Origin of the sequence: Winogradskyella litorisediminis (assembly GCF_042675765.1) — a bacterium.
Taxonomy (GTDB): Bacteria; Bacteroidota; Bacteroidia; order Flavobacteriales; family Flavobacteriaceae; genus Winogradskyella; species Winogradskyella litorisediminis.
This window is the reverse complement of sequence record NZ_JBHTJL010000003.1, coordinates 18335-36959: the sequence shown is the minus strand read 5'-3', so window position 1 is coordinate 36959 and position 18625 is coordinate 18335. Positions and strand designations below refer to the sequence as shown.

Below are 18625 nucleotides of genomic sequence, written 5' to 3'. Positions count from 1 at the left end.
CGGCAGTCAAGAAATCTTATATTACCTGTTCTATTAAAAGAGCTTCCTTTTTAATAAACTTATCAGTAATTCATCTTTAAATTTTCTAGAAAGAAAACCTTAAAGTCAAAAAAAACATCAACTACCATTGTTGACAAATTCTCACTGAATTGTTAAAAATTGTTATTTTTTTTAATTTTTATTTAAAAAACATCGATTTACTAAGAATATTTCAAAATTATAACAGATTTTGGCTTTGTAAAACACTACGATATAGTGTATTTTTGTAGGACAAAATTTCTGATATATGAAGCCAAATGCCAATACTAAAACTGAGATTACGTTTGAAGATTTTAAAGCTGAAGTTTTAAATGATTACAAAACAGTTGTCACCAGTCGCGAATGCAGTCTTCTCGGCCGTCGCGAGGTATTAACAGGTAAGGCAAAGTTTGGGATTTTTGGAGACGGAAAAGAAGTTCCTCAGATTGCTTGGGCAAAAGCATTTCAGAATGGTGATTTTCGTTCAGGATACTACCGTGACCAAACCTTTATGATGGCTATTGGTGAGTTAACTATTCAGCAGTTTTTTGCTGGCTTGTATGCCAATACTGATTTAAAAGATGAGCCAATGTCTGCTGGCAGACAAATGGGCGGACACTTTGCAACGCACAGTTTAGATGAAAATGGCGAATGGAAAAACCTCACAGAGCAGAAAAACTCAAGTGCAGACATTTCTCCTACTGCAGGGCAAATGCCGAGACTTTTAGGACTAGCCCAAGCTTCTAAAATATACCGTAATGTAAAAGGTATTGATGCTACTAAATTTTCAAAAGAAGGAAACGAAGTGGCTTGGGGAACAATCGGTAACGCCAGTACAAGTGAAGGTCTATTTTTTGAAACTATAAATGCCGCTGGTGTATTACAAGTACCAATGGTTATAAGTATTTGGGATGATGAATACGGTATTTCGGTACACGCACGTCACCAAACGACAAAAGAAAATATTTCGGAAATTTTAAAAGGATTCCAACGAACAGAAGATGAAAAAGGTTATGAAATTTTTCGTGTAAATGGTTGGAATTATGCAGAACTCATTGATACATACCAACGTGCAGCGCAAGTAGCCCGAAAAGAACATGTTCCAGTTATGATTCATGTTCAAGAACTGACGCAACCACAAGGGCATTCAACATCTGGCTCTCACGAACGTTATAAAGATAAAAATCGCTTAGAATGGGAAGCAGAGTACGATTGTAATGCACAAATGCGTCAATGGATAGTTACTAATAATATTGCTTCTGATGAAGAGTTAACAGCTTTAGAAAAAGAAATTAAAAAAGCGGTTAGAGATGGAAAAAAAGCGGCTTGGTCAGCATTTATAAATCCAATTAAAGCAGAACGCGACGAAGCTGTTTCACTTTTAGACCATTTAGCAAAAAGTAGTAGTAACGGCGTTTTTATAACAAAACTTAAAAATGATTTGGCTTCAATTGACGAGCCACTTCGTAAAGATATTTTATCTAATTCGCGTAAAGCACTACGCTATGTGGTTTCTGAGAGTTTTTCGGAAAAAACGCAGCTGCAAAATTGGATAAATTCATATTTTGAAAAAATTCAACCAAAATATAGCTCGCATTTATTAAGTCATTCAGACAAAAAAGCATTAAACCAAACTGAAGTTTTACCAACTTATGAAGACAATGCAGAAGATGTTGATGGACGTGTCGTATTACGAGATAATTTTGATGCTATTTTTAGCAACTATCCAGAAGCCTTAATATTCGGAGAAGATGCTGGACATATTGGTGACGTTAACCAAGGTTTAGAAGGCTTACAAGCCAAATATGGCGAACTTCGTGTAGCAGATACAGGTATCAGAGAAGCAACCATTCTAGGCTCAGGTATCGGAATGGCTATGCGTGGTTTAAGACCCATAGCAGAAATTCAGTATTTAGATTATATTCTATACGCATTGCAATTAATGAGCGACGACTTGGCTACAGTGCATTATAGAACAAAAGGTCGCCAGAAAGCGCCACTAATCGTAAGAACACGTGGTCACAGACTAGAAGGTATCTGGCATTCAGGTTCACAAATGGGAGGTATTCTTAATTTAGTACGTGGCATTCATGTTTTGGTACCAAGAAACATGACTAAAGCCGCAGGATTTTACAATACGCTTTTAGATAGCGATGAACCTGCTTTAGTGGTTGAATGTTTAAACGGTTATCGTCTTAAAGAAAAAATGCCAAACAATATTGGAAAATTTAAAACCCCAATTGGTGTCGTAGAAACTATAAAAGAAGGCGAAGATATTACCTTAGTGTCTTACGGTTCTACCTTAAGAATTGTAGAACAAGCTGCTAAAGAATTACAAGAAGTTGGTATTAACGCTGAAATTATTGACGTACAATCACTTCTTCCTTTAGACATTAATCATGATATTGTAAAAAGTGTTGCTAAAACCAATCGCTTAATGGTGATTGACGAGGATGTTTCTGGTGGAGCTTCGGCTTATATTTTAGACGAAATTCTTAACAAACAAAACGCCTACAAACATTTAGACAGCCAACCAAAAACGTTAACGGCAAAATCACACAGACCAGCTTATGGTACTGATGGCGATTATTTTTCTAAGCCTTCAGTAGAAGATGTTTTTGAAGCCATCTATAATGTGATGCACGAGGCAAATCCTGTAGATTTTCCGAGACTGAGATAGTAAAACATTTATATATAAAACAAGCGCCTTTGATTTTAAATTAGAGGCGTTTTTTATTATTTAAATAAAAACCCACCTGAAAACAAACGATTGAAATACTAAAAGCACATTTGAATAATAAAAATCATTTATTAATATTGGTAGTCATTAGAAAAGAATAATTTATGCTAAGAAAACCTATCAATATCTATAACCTATTACTTATCACATTAACACTTCTTTGTTGTACAGACCAACTACATGCACAATTCTATATTACCAGTAGAAGTCTAAAAAAAGAACAACCTAGAATTGCTTTTGATTCATTGACCTACACATCTATTAATAACGAAAAAGTATCAGGTTTTGGTTTTGTTAATCCTATAGATGCTAAAACAATAGTATTTGTAAAGGAAAAGCCTAAAGAAAATGTTGTTAAAGGTTGGAAAGATATAAAAGCAAAATCTGCAACAATATATACTTCAAAGCTTAAAGACTTATCGTTTAAAATGCTTGACTTAGACCCTAACCTAGATTCTATTCAGAAAAAAAGAATATTAACTACGAATTATACTATAGACGATACTATAGAGGTGTTCTTCTTAAGAAATATAAAAGGTGCTATAGCCAATAGTCTGCGTACGTTGTACTATGAAAATAGCAAAGCTCGAATTTTTAAAGATATAAGTTCAAATTATTACGCAACTTCACAGATAGTTTACTTTCAAAAGACAGAAAAACCAGTTTATGAAAGCGATACCTATTTTCTAAATTATAATAATCACAAAGCTTTTAAAAAATCTGTAAAACGCTTCTTTAAAACCTGTCCAAAAATTATTGAAAATGCTCAAAATGGGGATTACTTTCCAAGAAGCGGAAAAGCTTTTAGAAAAATAGCTGATGATTATGAAAGTTATTGTGAAAATTGATGGAATTATTCCTGTAGTTTGCCTTTGAAACAATTTGAGCCGTATTCATTTTTCAATTCTCTCATAAAATAGATACATTTAGGTTTTAATTTAAACACAGAATGTTTCCAGATTTTAACCGTTGGAGTTTACCGCTTTTAATTTTGGCTTAGCAAGGCCTTGTTTTTGTATGTCTTCTATTCGGTAGGTATGTTAAAAAGCGTAACCTTTCAGATTTATTTTTAGGATGCATTCTATTACTTACCTCATACTCTCAGACCTGCTATACTCTAGGGTTTATGGGCTGGTATGATGCTTTTAGAACTACAAAAATCAATTACTTTCTTATAAATATTGGCATTGCATTAGCGCCATTAATTTACTTGTATGTCAAGTCTGTTACGACTTCAAATTTTAAATTCAAAAAAAGCTATTGGTGGCATTTTGCTTTGGCAATAGCTTTCGTAGTCTACCGATTTTCAATTTACACTTATGATGCGCTGCAACCTGGATTTAGTGATACGCAGAATGGTGTGCTAAAAATCTCCTTAGATGAGGAGTACATTTTAAGCATCATGTCTTACATAGAACCTCCGTTTATGCTGCTGTATTTGGCATTTACGTTTCAACTATTTTATAGCTATCGTAAAAAGATTATGCAATATTTTTCAAATACGTATAAGTTAGAACTCAATTGGATTTTAACCTTCTTAATACTCTTTAGCACGCTGTTTCTTTACGGTACTGTTCAAGATATTATTGGTTCGCGTTTTATGGAATTAGGATATCAAGAACGATGGTGGCTCAACTTATTGGCTGCTTTGGTGACCTTGTTTGTTGGTATTAAAGGTTACTTTACAGACACCACAAAGCTGAATAAATTAGACTTTAGCTTCTCTCCAAAGACTATTGGAATTCCAGAAGAAAGTGATAACATAGAGCATAAATCTGTTTCTGAAGACGATATTGCTACGGTGAATCATTTAATGGTAGAACAAAAAGCCTATTTAAATCCTGAGCTTAATTTATCAGACTTAGCCAAAATGGCGAACATGACTAGAGGACAACTTTCCGAAACTATAAATTCGGGCTACAACAAAAACTTCAACGATTTTGTAAATGGCTATCGTGTTGAAGCGTTTAAAACTATGCTGAAAGAAAATAAGCAACAACAATTATCCTTACTTGGTATTGCTCAAGAATGTGGTTTTAATAGCAAGGCTACTTTCAATAGAGTATTTAAAAAGCTAACGAGCTTCTCTCCTACCGAATATTTAAAAACACAACTAAAATAAGACGTCTCAAATCGTATTTAGGACGTCCTAGTACGCTTTAAGTCGTTCAAGGAGCGTTTGTGTCGCAAATTTGTGTCATCAATCTCGCTGATGTATGTCAGCCCTTAAAACACAAATACGATGACACGCTTAAAAACTTTCCTCAAATTTTTAATTACACCTACCGTTCAGAAAAACTGGTTTTCAGATTTCATCTTCTTTATCATCAGATTTGGATGCGGAATTGGACTCTCTATTGGTTTTGGTGCCGACAAATTTGGTGTGCCATGGACGCCAGATAGCCAAAATCTCAACTTGTTCGAAGTCGCTGCCTGGTTCCCAGAAGATGTTAAAGCTTACGGCGGCATCTTTGCTATGTTCCCAATCTTCTTTGCTTGGATGGGCGCTTTTAGCGAAGCTGTAGGCGGAATACTATTGGCTCTAGGTATTGGCACACGTATCTCATCCTTCTTAATTATGTGTACCATGCTCGTTGCAATTTTTCTACAAAAATGGAATGGACCTGCTTGGAATATGCTACCTGCAATGGGCTTTTTATGGGTTGCTATTTACAACTTAACATTGGGTTCAGGACGCTTCGGGCTTGACTTTCTAATCAGTAAAAAATTAAAATAATCATTCAAAACAACATATTATGAAAACTCTATTTACAACATTCGCTTTACTGTTCACAGTAATAACTATTAATGCACAAAACACCATTTCACTTTCAGATTTTGAAAGTATGAACAATACCAGTTGGGAAGGCACTTTGACTTACAAAGACTACCAATCTGGCAAACAAGAAACCATAGATGCTACTATGCAGTTTAAGATTGAAGGTGACAAGTTAATCTCCAACGTACAATACACTTACGAGCCGAGCAAAAACCATAAAGGTTCAGTGAAAATCAAAAAAAAGGGCACCTATTTTGGCAATGAGAAGGTGCTAAGTTTTACTGAAGAAAACGGAACAAAAACTCTGGTGACCACTTACCAAAGTAGAGATAATGGTAAAAAGGCCAATATGTTTATCACGCATACTTTAACGAATTCAACATATACTGTGACGAAAGAAGTTTCATATTTAGATAGTGATGAAAAATTTGTAAGAAATACATACAGTTACACTAAACTTTAAAATAAAGAACTCATGAAAAATTATAAATCACTTTTAGTTCTAATCGCAATCTTAATTATAACAAGTTGCGTGCAAGAAACACATCTCAAAACCATCACATTTAAAGTAGATATGAGAGGTTTAGATAATATTACTAATCCAGGTGTAAGAGGCCAGTTTACAAGTCCAGCTTGGAAAGCGTTAGTTCCGCTTACAGATGAAAACAATGACAGTATTTATGAAGCAAAAGTTGAATTTCAAGCGGCGCAATACGATATCAAATTCAAATTTGTAAATAATGACGAATACGAATTGCAAAATCAGCCAAACCGTTCAATAAAATTTGAATATGAGCCTGAAAACTTCACTTATGAAGCAACTTTCAATACTCCTGAAGCAAAAACCACAAAAAAATAATTCGTAATATGAAAAAGTTAAGCTTATTGCTAATGCTTGTAGGATTTGCAGGTCTAGCACAAATAAAAGGAAACAATAATGTAGAAACTCGAACATTTCCATTTGAAAATGTTGAAACCATAAAAATAGATTTATACGCCAATATTACAATTGATAATTCTGCGATCGCAAGCTTGGAAATCACGGCAGACTCTAACCTGTTTAAATACATTGATACAGAAATTGTAGATGGCACCATTCACTTTAGTCAGCTAAAATGGATTGCACCTACTCAAAAAATTAGTATAAAAATTGGTGCGCCTAATCTAAAACGTGTTGTGCACGATACGCATGACAAAACTATAATTACTAATGTTAACAATGCTATTTTAAGAGTTAATGCCAATATTGGCAAGGTAATCATAGAAGGGAAAACTAAAGAGCTGCGCTTGGGCACAGAAATAGGTCACATAGACGCATCAAATATAGAAGCTGAAAAGGTTTTTGTAAATCTTTGGGATTCTGGGACTATAAAAGTTAACCCAACCAAATATTTATGGGCAGATGTTTCAAACGATGGAAAATTACTTTATACACAACTTCCAAAAGACAATAAAATAAAAACGAAGTCTGGCGGCATGGTAGAATCGTCTTCAAATTACAAGATGAAAAAAGAAGATATAAAGTGGATATCTTTTAAAATAAAAAACAATTCGTCTAACAGAAATCAATTTATAGTTAAAGGACCAAAAGCAGACGGTAGCTATTTTGGTTATGGTTTTCCAATGATGCCCAACTCCAAACGCAAAGAAAAATGGTCGGTAGGCACAAAAATTTACAAACAAAACGCATTGGGCTTTAAAAAACTATTAGTGATTATTACGCCAGAAGACGAAGGTAAAGTCGTAAATCTATTCCAATAGAAATTAATTGTAGGACACATATTTTCAAAACTTCAAAATTTGAAGGTTTAATATTTCTGTCTATATTTAGACGATAACTAATTAATAAAACCCACTATTTTGAAAACAAACTACAACGACCTAGCGTTATTAATCCATAGAGTTGGATTCTCAGCACTAATGCTAATAAACCATGGTATCCCAAAACTTGATAAACTAAACGGACCCATTGAATTTGCAGACCCACTAGGTATTGGTGCAACGGCATCGTTAATCCTTTGTCTTGTTGGCGAAGTATTAGCACCAGTACTAATTATTTTTGGTATAAAAACTAAGTTTGCTGCAATTCCAGCGGCTATTACAATGGCTGTCGCAGCATTTATTGTTCACGGTAGCGACCCATTAGCACGTAAAGAAATGGCATTATTATATTTAATTGCTTTTGTGGTTATCTTTTTGGCTGGTCCAGGAAAATTCTCTGTAGACGGAAGAAAGGGACGCTAGAACTTATAATTTCAAAGTGTTTGACATGAGTTGCAACGTGTTTGTCGAAAAACGTTGCAACTCATTGTCTTTTATAAGAGTTTAGCTGAAACTTTTAAAATCAAAAATTATGAAAACGAGATTAGTATTAGTGAGTTTATGTGTTTTGCTATTTAGCTCTTGTATTGTAAAATCTATTCAGCCGTTTTATACAAAATCAAGCATAAATTATTCTGGAAAGCTTGTAGGCAATTGGACAGATAATAAAAACGGACAATGGGATATTCGCTCGTTTAAAGACGAATGGGAAAAAGAAACTGACCCAAATACAACGTTATCTAAGGAATCGAAAGAGGCTTTTGAGCGCTTTAAAGATGGGTATTACATTAAGTATAAAAAGAAAGATACAGAAGCCTCGTTTATCGCCATGCCCTTTATGGTAGATGAACACCTTTTTATAGACCTTACGCCTTTTGAATACGATAGTGATGATTTAAATAAATTAGTTGCGCAGCATCTGTTAAAAACCCATTCTACCGCTTTTGTAGATATCACCAACGAAGGCTTTACTTTTAAATGGCTATCAGAAAAGGCAGTCAATAAACTGATAACTGAAAAACGATTACGCATTAAGCACGAAAGAACTGGTATCGACGAAGATTTGGTCTTAACTGCCACAAGTGAGGAACTGCATAATTTTCTTAAGAAATTTATGGTCTCAGATTTTGAAGATAAATGGGATAATGATGATATTAGAAGATTAAAGCCAAACAATGCAAAGCCTTAATATTAAAACCATATTACAACGCAGCAATTACCACAGACCGCTATTATTTAATGGCATTCTGTGGTTTTTGGCATTTCTTATTTTACTCTTTATTTTTTCAAAAGGTAAAATACCAATTACTGCAGATTATATATACACATTAGGCTTTTTAGTCGTGGTAATAGTTCCTGTTTCCATCAACTTTTACATACTAATACCCAAGTTTTTAAAACAAGAACGCTATGCTATATATATCCTGCTTTTTATTCTGAATTTTGGTGTGTTTTCATTTCTAAACGCACAGTTTTTTAATTCAATTCTAGATATTTTATTTTCGAAATATTTCTTTATCTCCTATTTGTCTAAAACCAATATTTACTTAACCTATGGCATTATTTTAATTGCAACAACGCTACTTAAATTGGCTGAAGACTGGTTGTATTACAATACCAATGAAAACAAGCTATTAAAACTTCAAAATCAGCAAATACAAACACAATTATCTGCCTTACGAGCTCAGATAAATCCGCATTTTTTATTCAATTCGCTAAATGTGATTTACGCCATGGCATTAGAAAAAAAGGAGAATATAAAAACTGCCATTGTAGAACTTTCGGACATTCTACGTTACATTATTTACGATTCGGACACAGAGCGTGTTTCTCTTAAAGACGAATTAGAATTACTGCACAACTATATTTCGTTTCAAAAATATCGTGGACACTCAGAAAATACGGTTGATGTCATTGTAGATATCGAAGACGAGAACTTCAAAATATATCCTATGCTTTTGTTACCACTTTTAGAAAACGCGTATAAATACGGATTTTCTGAAGATAATACCTTAGACAAAATTAAGATAGAGTTTATTCAAAAAAGTAATGATTTTATGTTTAGAATCGAAAATTCAAATGGAACTAATCAACAAAGCATAGACCACAACTATTCTGGCGTAGGCTTAGAAAATTTGAAGAATAATCTAAATTTGGTCTATCCAAATAGGCATAAACTCAATATTGAAAACACAGCGCAAACCTTTATAGTCACTCTGAACCTAAAGAATGAATAACCAAAATCGCATAACCTGTATTATTGTTGATGACGAATTATCGTCTCAAAAAGTGTTGCAGCATTTTGTTTCGGAAACCGAAGTTTTAGAGCTTAAACAAACCTGTAGTAATACTGCGGAAGCCTTTAAATATCTACAACTCAATTCGGCAGTGGACTTGTTATTTTTAGATATTAATATGCCAAAACAAACCGGATTGGATTTTTATAAAAGTCTGCAACATCCGCCAGCTGTAATTTTCACAACCGCTTATCCGCAATATGCTGTAGAGGGTTTTGAGGTCAATGCTACCGACTATCTTTTAAAACCAATTGCTTACGAACGATTTTTAACGGCGATTAATAAAGTTCTGAATGAAAAAGCACTTCAGCCTAAACAAGATTTCTTGATTCTTAAAGAAAATAAAGCACTGCACAAAGTCTTCTTTTCAGACATTGCTGTTATTGAAGCCTTTGGCGATTATGTAAAAGTGCATTTGGCAGACAAAACGATAGTAACGCACAGTACATTTTCTGGTTTTATTGAGCAATTACCAACTCATTTTATAAGAGTTCACAAATCGTTTAGTATTAATTTGAATAAAATGGAGCAACTATCGGGAAATCAAATTCAGATTTCTGGACATAAAATTCCTATAGGACAAACCTACAAATCAAAAGTTTTAAAAGCCTTAGATTTGTAATATGAAGGCTGAGTCTATTGTTACCATAAAAAAAGAATTACAACATCTTCCTAAAGAAGAATTATTACAATTATGCTTACGACTAGGACGATTTAAGAAAGAAAACAAGGAACTGCTTACCTATTTACTCTTTCAGGCTCACGATGAAGACCGTTATATAGAGAGTATTAAAGAAACCCTAGACGCGCAATTTGAAAGTATGAATACGAACAGTTATTTCTACATGAAAAAAACCATCCGAAAAATTCTGCGCGAGATAAAAACCTTTAGTCGTTACAGCCTTACCAAAACGACGGAAGTTGAACTTCTACTCTACTTTTGCGAACGTCTTAATCGGTTAAAACCTAACATTCATCGTAACCGAACCCTTGATAATTTGTACCAACGGCAAATCAGCGCTGTTGAGAAAAAGATTTCGACATTTCATGAAGATTTGCAGTATGATTATCAAATATCATTAAATCAATTACGAATTAACTAGGGTTAAAAAAATGAGAGAAATAAAAATTATATTTTTTGCAATAGGTACATTTTTTGGAATAGAAAATAGCACTATTTTTTCAGAAACTACAACCGTAAATATTGACACAAAGCAACGCATAATTTCAATTACACAGGAGAACTTATTCGCCTTAAGTCGAAGTGCTGAAGACAGTATTAATATTTATAATCAATTACTTGAAATTGGTCGTCCAAAAGATGAAGTGCCATCTTGGCGTGATGAGTTTAAAGATTATGAATTTAAAACTATTGAATTAATAAGCAATAAAAATAATAATCAACTTAATGCTAAAATTCAATTAAAGTATAATCATCAAAAACAACTCGAAGACTATGCTATTGATTATGTATCCGATAGCTATGAGTACGCACTTATTAATATTGACTCTTGGAATATTAGCACGGAAAAAGGAAATTTAAAAGAAAATTTCTGGTATTTTGATAGTGATATTTCATTTACACTTTCACCGACCAAAACTATGCCAGAGGCATATAAGATTCATAAAATAAGTCTTTATAATTATTGGGAAAAAATAAAACAATAAATATAAAATTTGAATCTTAGACGTTATTCTTTTTAGATTAAAAATTAGCAGGATTTACAAAAAATAAATCTATTTGACAGGCCATACATTCGTCCAAAAAATCCTTAATTTAGCGTTTCAAATTCTGAAACGTAAATCATGAAAAATACAGCATTATCCTTAACTCACGAAGCACTTGGTGCTAAAATGGTGCCCTTTGCTGGCTATAATATGCCAGTACAATACGAAGGCGTAAACATAGAACACGAAACGGTTAGAAAAGCCGTTGGTGTGTTTGATGTATCGCATATGGGCGAGTTTTTAATCGAAGGACCAAATGCTTTAGATTTAATACAAAAAGTATCGAGTAACGATGCTTCAAAATTAGAAATAGGAAAAGCACAATACAGCTGTTTGCCAAACGATACTGGCGGAATTGTAGACGATTTAATCATCTACAAAATTAAAGAAGAAACCTATTTATTAGTCGTAAATGCCAGCAATATTGAAAAAGATTGGGCTTGGATTCAGTCAAAAAACGATGTTGGTGCAGATATGCGAGATTTAAGCGCAACCTATTCTCTACTCGCTATTCAAGGACCAAAAGCGGTTGAGGCGATGCAATCCTTGAGTAGTCACGATTTGTCTTCTATTCCCTTTTACAACTTTGTAGTTGGCGATTTTGCAGGTATCGAGCATGTAATAATCTCGGCAACTGGTTATACTGGTAGTGGCGGATTTGAGATTTATTGCAAAAATGAAGAGGTAAAACAAATTTGGGATAAAGTTCTCGAAGCTGGTGCAGAATTCGGCATCAAGCCCATCGGTTTGGCGGCGAGAGACACTTTACGTTTAGAAATGGGTTATTGCCTTTATGGTAATGATATTGATGATACAACATCGCCAATTGAAGCAGGTTTAGGTTGGGTTTGTAAATTCAATAAAGAGTTTACAAATAGTGCCGCATTACAAGCCGAAAAAGAAAACAAACCAGTCAACAAATTAGTTGCATTTAAAATGGATGAGCGTGGTATTCCGCGTCAAGGTTACGATATCGAAGATGAATTTGAAAATAAAATTGGGCGAGTTACTTCAGGAACAATGAGTCCTAGTTTAGGTGTTGGTATTGGATTAGGTTATGTACCACGCGTGTTTTCTGCTGTTGAAAGCAAAATTTTTATTCGAGTACGAAAAAACCAAATTCCAGCGACTGTGGTAAAATTACCATTCTATAAAGGCTAAATTTCGTTTCGTAGCGTTGTTAGATTAATGAAGAAGATTGAAAAGAAATATAGAATTCTTGTCCTTGGCGCTAGTGGTTATTTGGGCAATTCCATTTATAAAGAATTGTGTACGTATTACAATACCTATGGCACATATTTTTCACCAAGGAAAGAGTTTGAAAATAACAAGCATTTTTTTCATTACCATGTTGAAGAAGATGATATTTATGAAATTCTTGAAGCTACAAAACCAGATATTATAATTTCGGCCTTACGTGGTGATTTTCATGCGCAAACCATAGCACATGCACACATTACAGAATATGCATTAGAATATGGTAGTAAAATTATATTCCTCTCATCAGCCAACGCATTTGATGCCTATAGTAAATACCCTAGCTACGAAACCGATAAAACCTTAAGTCATAGCATATACGGGCATTTCAAAATAAAAATTGAGAATATGCTCATGCGAATGCCAAAGCGTCAATATGTAATTTTGCGATTGCCAATGGTGTTTGGAAACAATTGCCCACGTATTCTTGAAATGAAGCAATTAACATCAGAAAAAGAAGCATTGGAGTTATTCCCTAATTTGATAATGAATGTGACGCTCGATAAAAAAGTAACACAGCAAATTCATTATATCATCAACCGTAAAAAATCGGGTGTTTTCCATTTAGGAAGTACAGATTTAGTACATCACGATGAGTTTATACAAGAATTGGCAGCTAATGTTTTACCCACAAAAGCAGCCTTCAAAAATGTCTATACTACAAATGACGACCGTTATTTAGCTGTTTTACCTAAGTATAATGTGTTACCTAAACACCTTCAGATTACGAGCGATAAAGTATTAGAAGAACTAAAGAAATAGTTGTGGTTCTTCGCTTTAATATTTAACTTTAGAATATGAAAAAACTAGACGAAACCACAATAGAAAAAAAGTTATTACAACTGCCAGAATGGGATTATTTTGACAATGCCATCCATGCCGAATTTGAATTTGAAAATTTTAAAGATTGCTTTAGTGCCATGAGCCGTATTGCTTTTGAGTGCGAAGCTTTAGACCATCATCCAGATTGGTCTAACGTTTACAATGTGCTTAAAATATCGTTATCAACTCACGATGCTAATGGTGTTACTGAAAAAGATTTTGATTTGGCACGGGCTATTGAGCATATCGTTGAGCCAGAAGATTAAAATTTAAAAACTAAAAATTTTGTCTGGTTGAGCGCAGTCGAAACCTATTTGTATTCTAAATTTAAAATGTTGACTTTCAAAATTTCAAACATTATCAAAAACATCTATTTTAATACCACACTAATTTTTTTAAATTTGTTCGACATCAAACTATTGAAGAAAAACACACTTTTTAATTTATAACAAAAGATTATGGGAAGAGCTTTCGAATTTAGAAAAGCACGTAAAATGAAGCGTTGGTCAGCAATGAGTAAAGCCTTTACACGTATCGGAAAAGATATTGTAATGGCAGTAAAAGAAGGCGGACCAGACCCAGATAGTAATAGTAGACTTAGGGCTGTTATACAAAACGCCAAGTCTATAAATATGCCAAAAGACAATATTGAGCGCGCTATAAAACGTGCATCTGATAAAAGTCAAGGTGATTTTAAAGAGGTGATTTTTGAAGGTTATGCGCAACATGGTATTGCCGTACTTGTAGAAACCGCAACAGATAACAATACACGTACCGTTGCCAACGTACGTAGTTATTTTAATAAAACTGACGGTAGTCTAGGCACATCTGGCTCAGTGGTTTTTATGTTTGACCATACGTGCAATTTTAAAATTAAAGGTGATGATTTGGATTTGGAAGAATTAGAATTAGAACTTATTGATTTTGGTGTTGAAGAAATTTTTGAAGATACCGACGAAGATGAAGATGGAAACACTATTGAAAGTGTTATGATTTATGCACCATTTGAAAGCTTCGGTAAAATTCAAGCCTATCTAGAAGAGAATAATATCGAAATAATTTCATCTGGTTTTGAACGTATTCCGCAAGTCACAAAAAAACTTACTGAAGAACAAGCGGCAGACGTTGAAAAATTATTAGAAAAGCTTGAAGAGGATGATGATGTACAAAACGTTTATCATACTATGGAAGAATCTGCGGATGAGTAAAATTCAAATACATTTAATAATATTTAAGACCTTCATATTTTGAAGGTCTTTTTTTGTAGCTTTCAATTATGGATGCACTATTACACAAATTTTATTTGGCTTTTAAAAACTTAGACGCCGATACTATGATTGAATGTTATCATGATGACATACTTTTTAAAGATCCAGCATTTGGAGTTTTAAAAGCTGAACGTGCCAAAAACATGTGGCGTATGCTATGCAACACTCAAAAAGGAAAAGATTTTAAAGTATCATATTCTAACATAAAAACAAATAATGAAAAAGGCTATGCAAATTGGCAAGCCGAATACCTATTTAGCAAAACTGGTAGAAGAGTTATAAATTCTATTTCGTCTGAGTTTCAGTTTAAAGATGGCCTTATTATTAAGCATACTGATAGCTTTGATTTACATAATTGGGCAAAACAAGCTTTTGGATTTAAAGGCTGGTTGATTGGTAATACGTCTTTTTTTGAAAATAAACTTCAAAAGCAAACCAACAAAATACTTGACATTTTTGAATCAAAAAATATTTAAAATAAAAAGGTCATCAATTTCTTGATGACCTATTCTCCTTTTTCATAGCTTTAAAAAGGACTGTAAACTGTTAGTTTACAAATTATTGTCTAGAAAGATAAACAGATGAAGCAGATGCTAAACTGTTATTTACAACTGGCGTTAAATTTCCACCGTTACCAATATTGCTAAAAGCTAATATTCTTCCACCTCCGTTTCCAGCCTCAGCGATAAAAACAGTTCCTGTTACTCCATCATAAGCAACATCAACAGGGTTTCCTAATAACGTTGCTGCTCCAGAAACTCTGGTTTGTTGTGTCACTGCCAGTGTTCCACCATCTGCTACAGCCGTAAATTTTGGAATAAAATTAGTAATTACATGAAATCCTCCATCGTCTTGACCGTTTGAAGCCAATCCAATATCTGTCATTACCATGACATCAGTTGCAGCGTCATAAGTTAATCCGTGCGTTCTTACAATACCTTCAACTACAATTCTTTTAGAAGCAGATAAAGTTGCATTTGTTGTATTAGATAAAAAGTTAGTAAAAACAGCTAATTCATTATCTGCATCAACAACTGCATACAAATCATTACCAATAAATGTAATTCCCCATAGTTTAAAATCTGTAGTAATAACGTTTCTTAGTGTAAAAGTTGAAGCATTTCTTTGATAAACAAATAACCTTCCATCTGGCGTTGCTGTATTTCCATCTACATCAGCATTGTCAGCAACTACATAAAAATTACCGTTTACTGCCAACTCTCGTGGGCTATCCATATCGTCAGAACCGTCGATATCTAAACTTAATACCGTATTATTTATAAAATCTGTTGAGACGTTAAATCCTTCTAATCCATTGCTTGAGCGAGATGCTTGTACAATTGTATTAGTTGCACTATCAAAAAATACACCATCTGCAGCGGTTGATGTTGTCAATAATGTTGAGGTTGTAATCGGTGCTTGGGCTAAGTCGTAAACAGTAATATTACCATTAGCATTGTTTGATGCAAACAACTTAATACTTTGATTATTACTATCTGAGTTATTATCATCATCTTCACAAGAAGTTACAAGTCCAAATGACATAATTGATAATAAGGCAATTTTAAAAAATTCTTTTGTTTTCATAATTTTCATGGTTTATAAATAGGTTTATATAGTATTTACGAATTTACAAGTAGGATGGTTTTATTATTATTTTATAATTAACGTTGTTTTAACAAAACCACTTTTCGTTTTTATATCCGTAATTAGCTATGCCAAACTTAATATGGCGTTTGGTATTAAAATTGCTAAAAAAGTTAATTGATTAACTCAAAAAAAATTAATTAGAATTAAAAAAGACTATCGCTTTGTATGATAGTCTTTTTAAATGAGTCGTGTTTCTTTCTAGTGACGCTTAGGTTTATTTTATGTTTCATTACTCTATTTTTTAATTACAAAGCTTGTGCCAAGTTTTTATTAACTCTTAATATATTATTCGACAACTATGATATAATTCAGTGTTTACTTTGAAGAATATTATAAGCTTTGCTTTTTTCAATTATTTCATATTCAATATTTAATTTTTGAAGGTTTGCATCGGTTAACTTTTATTCATCCTTTAAAAGAATTGTATGAAGCGCACGTTAGAGATGCGACAAGTCAAGTATATTATGGAAATATCAATTTTGCAACCATTTACGCAAGTACCTCATTGATTTTCCAAGAAGTAAAAAAGAAATTGAAGATAAGCCAAAAATAGAAGTGCTTAAAACACGAAAAACTTAAGAATTCGGAGGTATTTTGCCCTCAACACCTTCAAAAAAAGACTTTAAAATCTTAAAATCGGCATCTTTATCATCCGTTAAGTAATAAGGTTCAGAGATTTTGTTCTGTTTATTTTTAAAATCTAGCGTAAACATGATTATTGGCACGTTTGCAGTTTTAGCAATGTAGTAGAACCCGGTTTTCCACTCATCGACTTTTTTCCGTGTGCCCTCAGGAGCAAGTGTTAGTCGGAATTCTTCTTCGCCTTCAAATAATTTTGCAATAGCTTCTACCTTATTTTGTCCTGGCGTTCTATCAACTGGTCGACCACCAACAGCTCTAAAATAATAACCAAATGGCCATGTAAATAATTCTTTTTTTCCTATGAAATTTGTTTTTGTACCTGTGATTTTTCTTAGGTATAAGCCAATGAAAAAATCGTGATAACTGGTGTGTGGCGCAGCAATTATAACTGCTTTTTTTACCGTGTCTTGAGAAAAGTTTTTATTCCCAACGATTTTCCAACCTAAAATTTTAAAGTATATGAGTTTAGCTAAAGCCTTCATACTACATTTTTAAGTAGAGTTGCTTGAGCTTTTTAGGTGTAATTTTATCTTTCCAGTTTTTACCTATAGCATTTTCCCAAAGTGGCTCTAAACTTAAAGCTACATTAATCATAATATCTAACTCTTCATCATCTAAATCCTTGCAAATCCCTTGTGGTAATTCAATATTATGTTTGGTCTTCATTTGTTTAAAAAGCGCAACACCATCAGGATAAAATTCTTCCAAATGGTCAAAAACAATGCAGTTTCCTATACCGTGCTTAACACCCAATAAAAAACCTAAACCGTAACTCATGGCATGTGCTACACCAACTTGCGAATATGCTATACTCATACCGCCGTGCCAAGATGCCATCATTAATTTTTCTTGAGATTCTTTTTCAGATAATTTATCGTCTAAAAAAACTTCTTTACAAATTTCGAATGCTTTCTCGCCATAAGATTGGCTAAACGCATTTAAAAAACTACCATTTAAAGATTCTATACAATGCACAAAACAATCCATACCAGTATAAAACCATTGGCTTTTTGGAACGTCTTTGGTTAGTTCTGGGTCTAAAATAACTTGGTCAAAAGGCGTAAAATCGCTATTAATACCAAGTTTACGTTCTGGACCAGTAAGTATTGTAGTCCTAGAAACCTCGGCTCCTGTTCCTGAAATGGTTGGTATGCCAACATGATATATAGCAGGATTTTTCACCAAATCCCAACCTTGATAGTCTTTAGTTTCTCCTTCGTTTGTTAGCATTATGGAAACCGCCTTGGCAATATCCATAACAATACCGCCACCAATACCAATGATTCCAGAAGGACGTTCACTGAATTCTAAAATAAGAGATTCTACAAGCTCATCGATTTGAGATGTTTTTGGTTCTTCCTCAGTAGAAACATAGACAATTTTATCTTTATAAGCTAATGGAATTCTAGAAGTTAGCCAAGATTTTCCCTTGAAAACATCATCTACATAAAAAATAAATGGTGCTTCTCTTCCATTACGTTTTGGAGCGATAATTTCATCTAACTGATTAAAACTACCACGTCCGAATATAACGCGAGAAACCATTGGAAAATTCTTAAAACTCATTTACTATAATTCTAAAACAAAAATATAAATAGTTGAA

At 33.4% G+C, this 18625-nt stretch carries 21 protein-coding genes; 18 read left to right on the top strand and 3 right to left on the bottom strand.

The genetic code is table 11. The features are described from left to right. Window positions 1–286: 286 nt before the first annotated feature. The 18 genes from ACFQ1Q_RS00270 to ACFQ1Q_RS00185 all read left to right on the top strand — a co-directional run bounded on the left by ACFQ1Q_RS00270 (window position 287) and on the right by ACFQ1Q_RS00185 (window position 15206). Window positions 287–2698, top strand: coding sequence for an alpha-ketoacid dehydrogenase subunit alpha/beta (locus tag ACFQ1Q_RS00270; protein ID WP_386126778.1), 2412 nt, complete (start codon window positions 287–289; stop codon window positions 2696–2698). 164 nt (window positions 2699–2862) lie between these two features. Next, complete coding sequence (locus ACFQ1Q_RS00265; RefSeq protein WP_386126776.1) at window positions 2863–3606, top strand: hypothetical protein; 744 nt, start codon at window positions 2863–2865, stop codon at window positions 3604–3606. Between the two features lie 278 nt (window positions 3607–3884). Next, the gene (locus ACFQ1Q_RS00260; RefSeq protein WP_386126774.1) at window positions 3885–4880 is read left to right on the top strand and encodes a helix-turn-helix domain-containing protein; all 996 of its coding nucleotides are present in this window, start codon (window positions 3885–3887) and stop codon (window positions 4878–4880) included. Window positions 4881–5000: 120 nt separating this feature from the next. Next, window positions 5001–5495: a DoxX family protein gene (locus ACFQ1Q_RS00255; RefSeq protein ID WP_386126772.1), complete on the top strand. Its 495-nt coding sequence runs from the start codon at window positions 5001–5003 to the stop codon at window positions 5493–5495. 19 nt (window positions 5496–5514) lie between these two features. Then, window positions 5515–6000 (top strand): hypothetical protein, encoded by a 486-nt coding sequence (locus tag ACFQ1Q_RS00250; RefSeq protein WP_386126770.1) that lies wholly within the window; start codon window positions 5515–5517, stop codon window positions 5998–6000. Window positions 6001–6012: 12 nt separating this feature from the next. Beyond that, on the top strand, window positions 6013–6396 hold the full coding sequence (locus ACFQ1Q_RS00245; RefSeq protein ID WP_386126768.1) for a hypothetical protein: 384 nt from the start codon (window positions 6013–6015) through the stop codon (window positions 6394–6396). Between the two features lie 8 nt (window positions 6397–6404). Next, on the top strand, window positions 6405–7298 hold the full coding sequence (locus tag ACFQ1Q_RS00240) for a GIN domain-containing protein (protein ID WP_386126766.1): 894 nt from the start codon (window positions 6405–6407) through the stop codon (window positions 7296–7298). A gap of 99 nt (window positions 7299–7397) precedes the next feature. Further along, complete coding sequence (locus ACFQ1Q_RS00235) at window positions 7398–7781, top strand: DoxX family protein (RefSeq protein ID WP_317048461.1); 384 nt, start codon at window positions 7398–7400, stop codon at window positions 7779–7781. 109 nt (window positions 7782–7890) lie between these two features. Continuing rightward, window positions 7891–8547: a hypothetical protein gene (locus tag ACFQ1Q_RS00230; protein WP_386126764.1), complete on the top strand. Its 657-nt coding sequence runs from the start codon at window positions 7891–7893 to the stop codon at window positions 8545–8547. Further along, window positions 8534–9595 (top strand): sensor histidine kinase, encoded by a 1062-nt coding sequence (locus ACFQ1Q_RS00225; RefSeq protein ID WP_386126762.1) that lies wholly within the window; start codon window positions 8534–8536, stop codon window positions 9593–9595. Before ACFQ1Q_RS00230 ends, ACFQ1Q_RS00225 begins: the two co-directional genes overlap by 14 nt. Next, entirely contained in the window at window positions 9588–10277 is a 690-nt protein-coding gene (locus ACFQ1Q_RS00220) for a LytR/AlgR family response regulator transcription factor (RefSeq protein ID WP_386126760.1), read from the top strand. The genes ACFQ1Q_RS00225 and ACFQ1Q_RS00220 overlap by 8 nt, the downstream gene beginning before the upstream one ends. A gap of 1 nt (window position 10278) precedes the next feature. Continuing rightward, entirely contained in the window at window positions 10279–10758 is a 480-nt protein-coding gene (locus ACFQ1Q_RS00215) for a hypothetical protein (protein WP_386126758.1), read from the top strand. A gap of 10 nt (window positions 10759–10768) precedes the next feature. Then, a complete protein-coding gene (locus ACFQ1Q_RS00210) occupies window positions 10769–11323 on the top strand; it encodes a hypothetical protein (RefSeq protein WP_386126756.1) in 555 nt (184 codons plus the stop codon). A gap of 138 nt (window positions 11324–11461) precedes the next feature. Then, window positions 11462–12544, top strand: a complete 1083-nt coding sequence (gene gcvT, locus ACFQ1Q_RS00205; protein ID WP_386126754.1) for a glycine cleavage system aminomethyltransferase GcvT — start codon at window positions 11462–11464, stop codon at window positions 12542–12544. Window positions 12545–12571: 27 nt separating this feature from the next. Then, complete coding sequence (locus ACFQ1Q_RS00200) at window positions 12572–13402, top strand: sugar nucleotide-binding protein (protein ID WP_386126752.1); 831 nt, start codon at window positions 12572–12574, stop codon at window positions 13400–13402. A gap of 35 nt (window positions 13403–13437) precedes the next feature. Continuing rightward, window positions 13438–13728 (top strand): 4a-hydroxytetrahydrobiopterin dehydratase, encoded by a 291-nt coding sequence (locus ACFQ1Q_RS00195; protein ID WP_386126750.1) that lies wholly within the window; start codon window positions 13438–13440, stop codon window positions 13726–13728. Window positions 13729–13920: 192 nt separating this feature from the next. Further along, a complete protein-coding gene (locus tag ACFQ1Q_RS00190) occupies window positions 13921–14670 on the top strand; it encodes a YebC/PmpR family DNA-binding transcriptional regulator (RefSeq protein ID WP_386126748.1) in 750 nt (249 codons plus the stop codon). A gap of 68 nt (window positions 14671–14738) precedes the next feature. Then, entirely contained in the window at window positions 14739–15206 is a 468-nt protein-coding gene (locus tag ACFQ1Q_RS00185) for a nuclear transport factor 2 family protein (RefSeq protein WP_386126746.1), read from the top strand. Between the two features lie 82 nt (window positions 15207–15288). On the opposite strand, the gene ACFQ1Q_RS00180 is transcribed toward ACFQ1Q_RS00185, so the two are convergent. From ACFQ1Q_RS00180 to ACFQ1Q_RS00170, 3 genes are all read right to left on the bottom strand, one after another. Beyond that, the gene (locus tag ACFQ1Q_RS00180; RefSeq protein WP_386126744.1) at window positions 15289–16317 is read right to left on the bottom strand and encodes a hypothetical protein; all 1029 of its coding nucleotides are present in this window, start codon (window positions 16315–16317) and stop codon (window positions 15289–15291) included. Between the two features lie 638 nt (window positions 16318–16955). Further along, window positions 16956–17504 (bottom strand): 1-acyl-sn-glycerol-3-phosphate acyltransferase, encoded by a 549-nt coding sequence (locus tag ACFQ1Q_RS00175; protein WP_386126742.1) that lies wholly within the window; start codon window positions 17502–17504, stop codon window positions 16956–16958. A 1-nt stretch (window position 17505) separates the two neighbouring features. Further along, window positions 17506–18588, bottom strand: coding sequence for an iron-containing alcohol dehydrogenase family protein (locus tag ACFQ1Q_RS00170; RefSeq protein WP_386126741.1), 1083 nt, complete (start codon window positions 18586–18588; stop codon window positions 17506–17508). Window positions 18589–18625 lie beyond the last annotated feature (37 nt).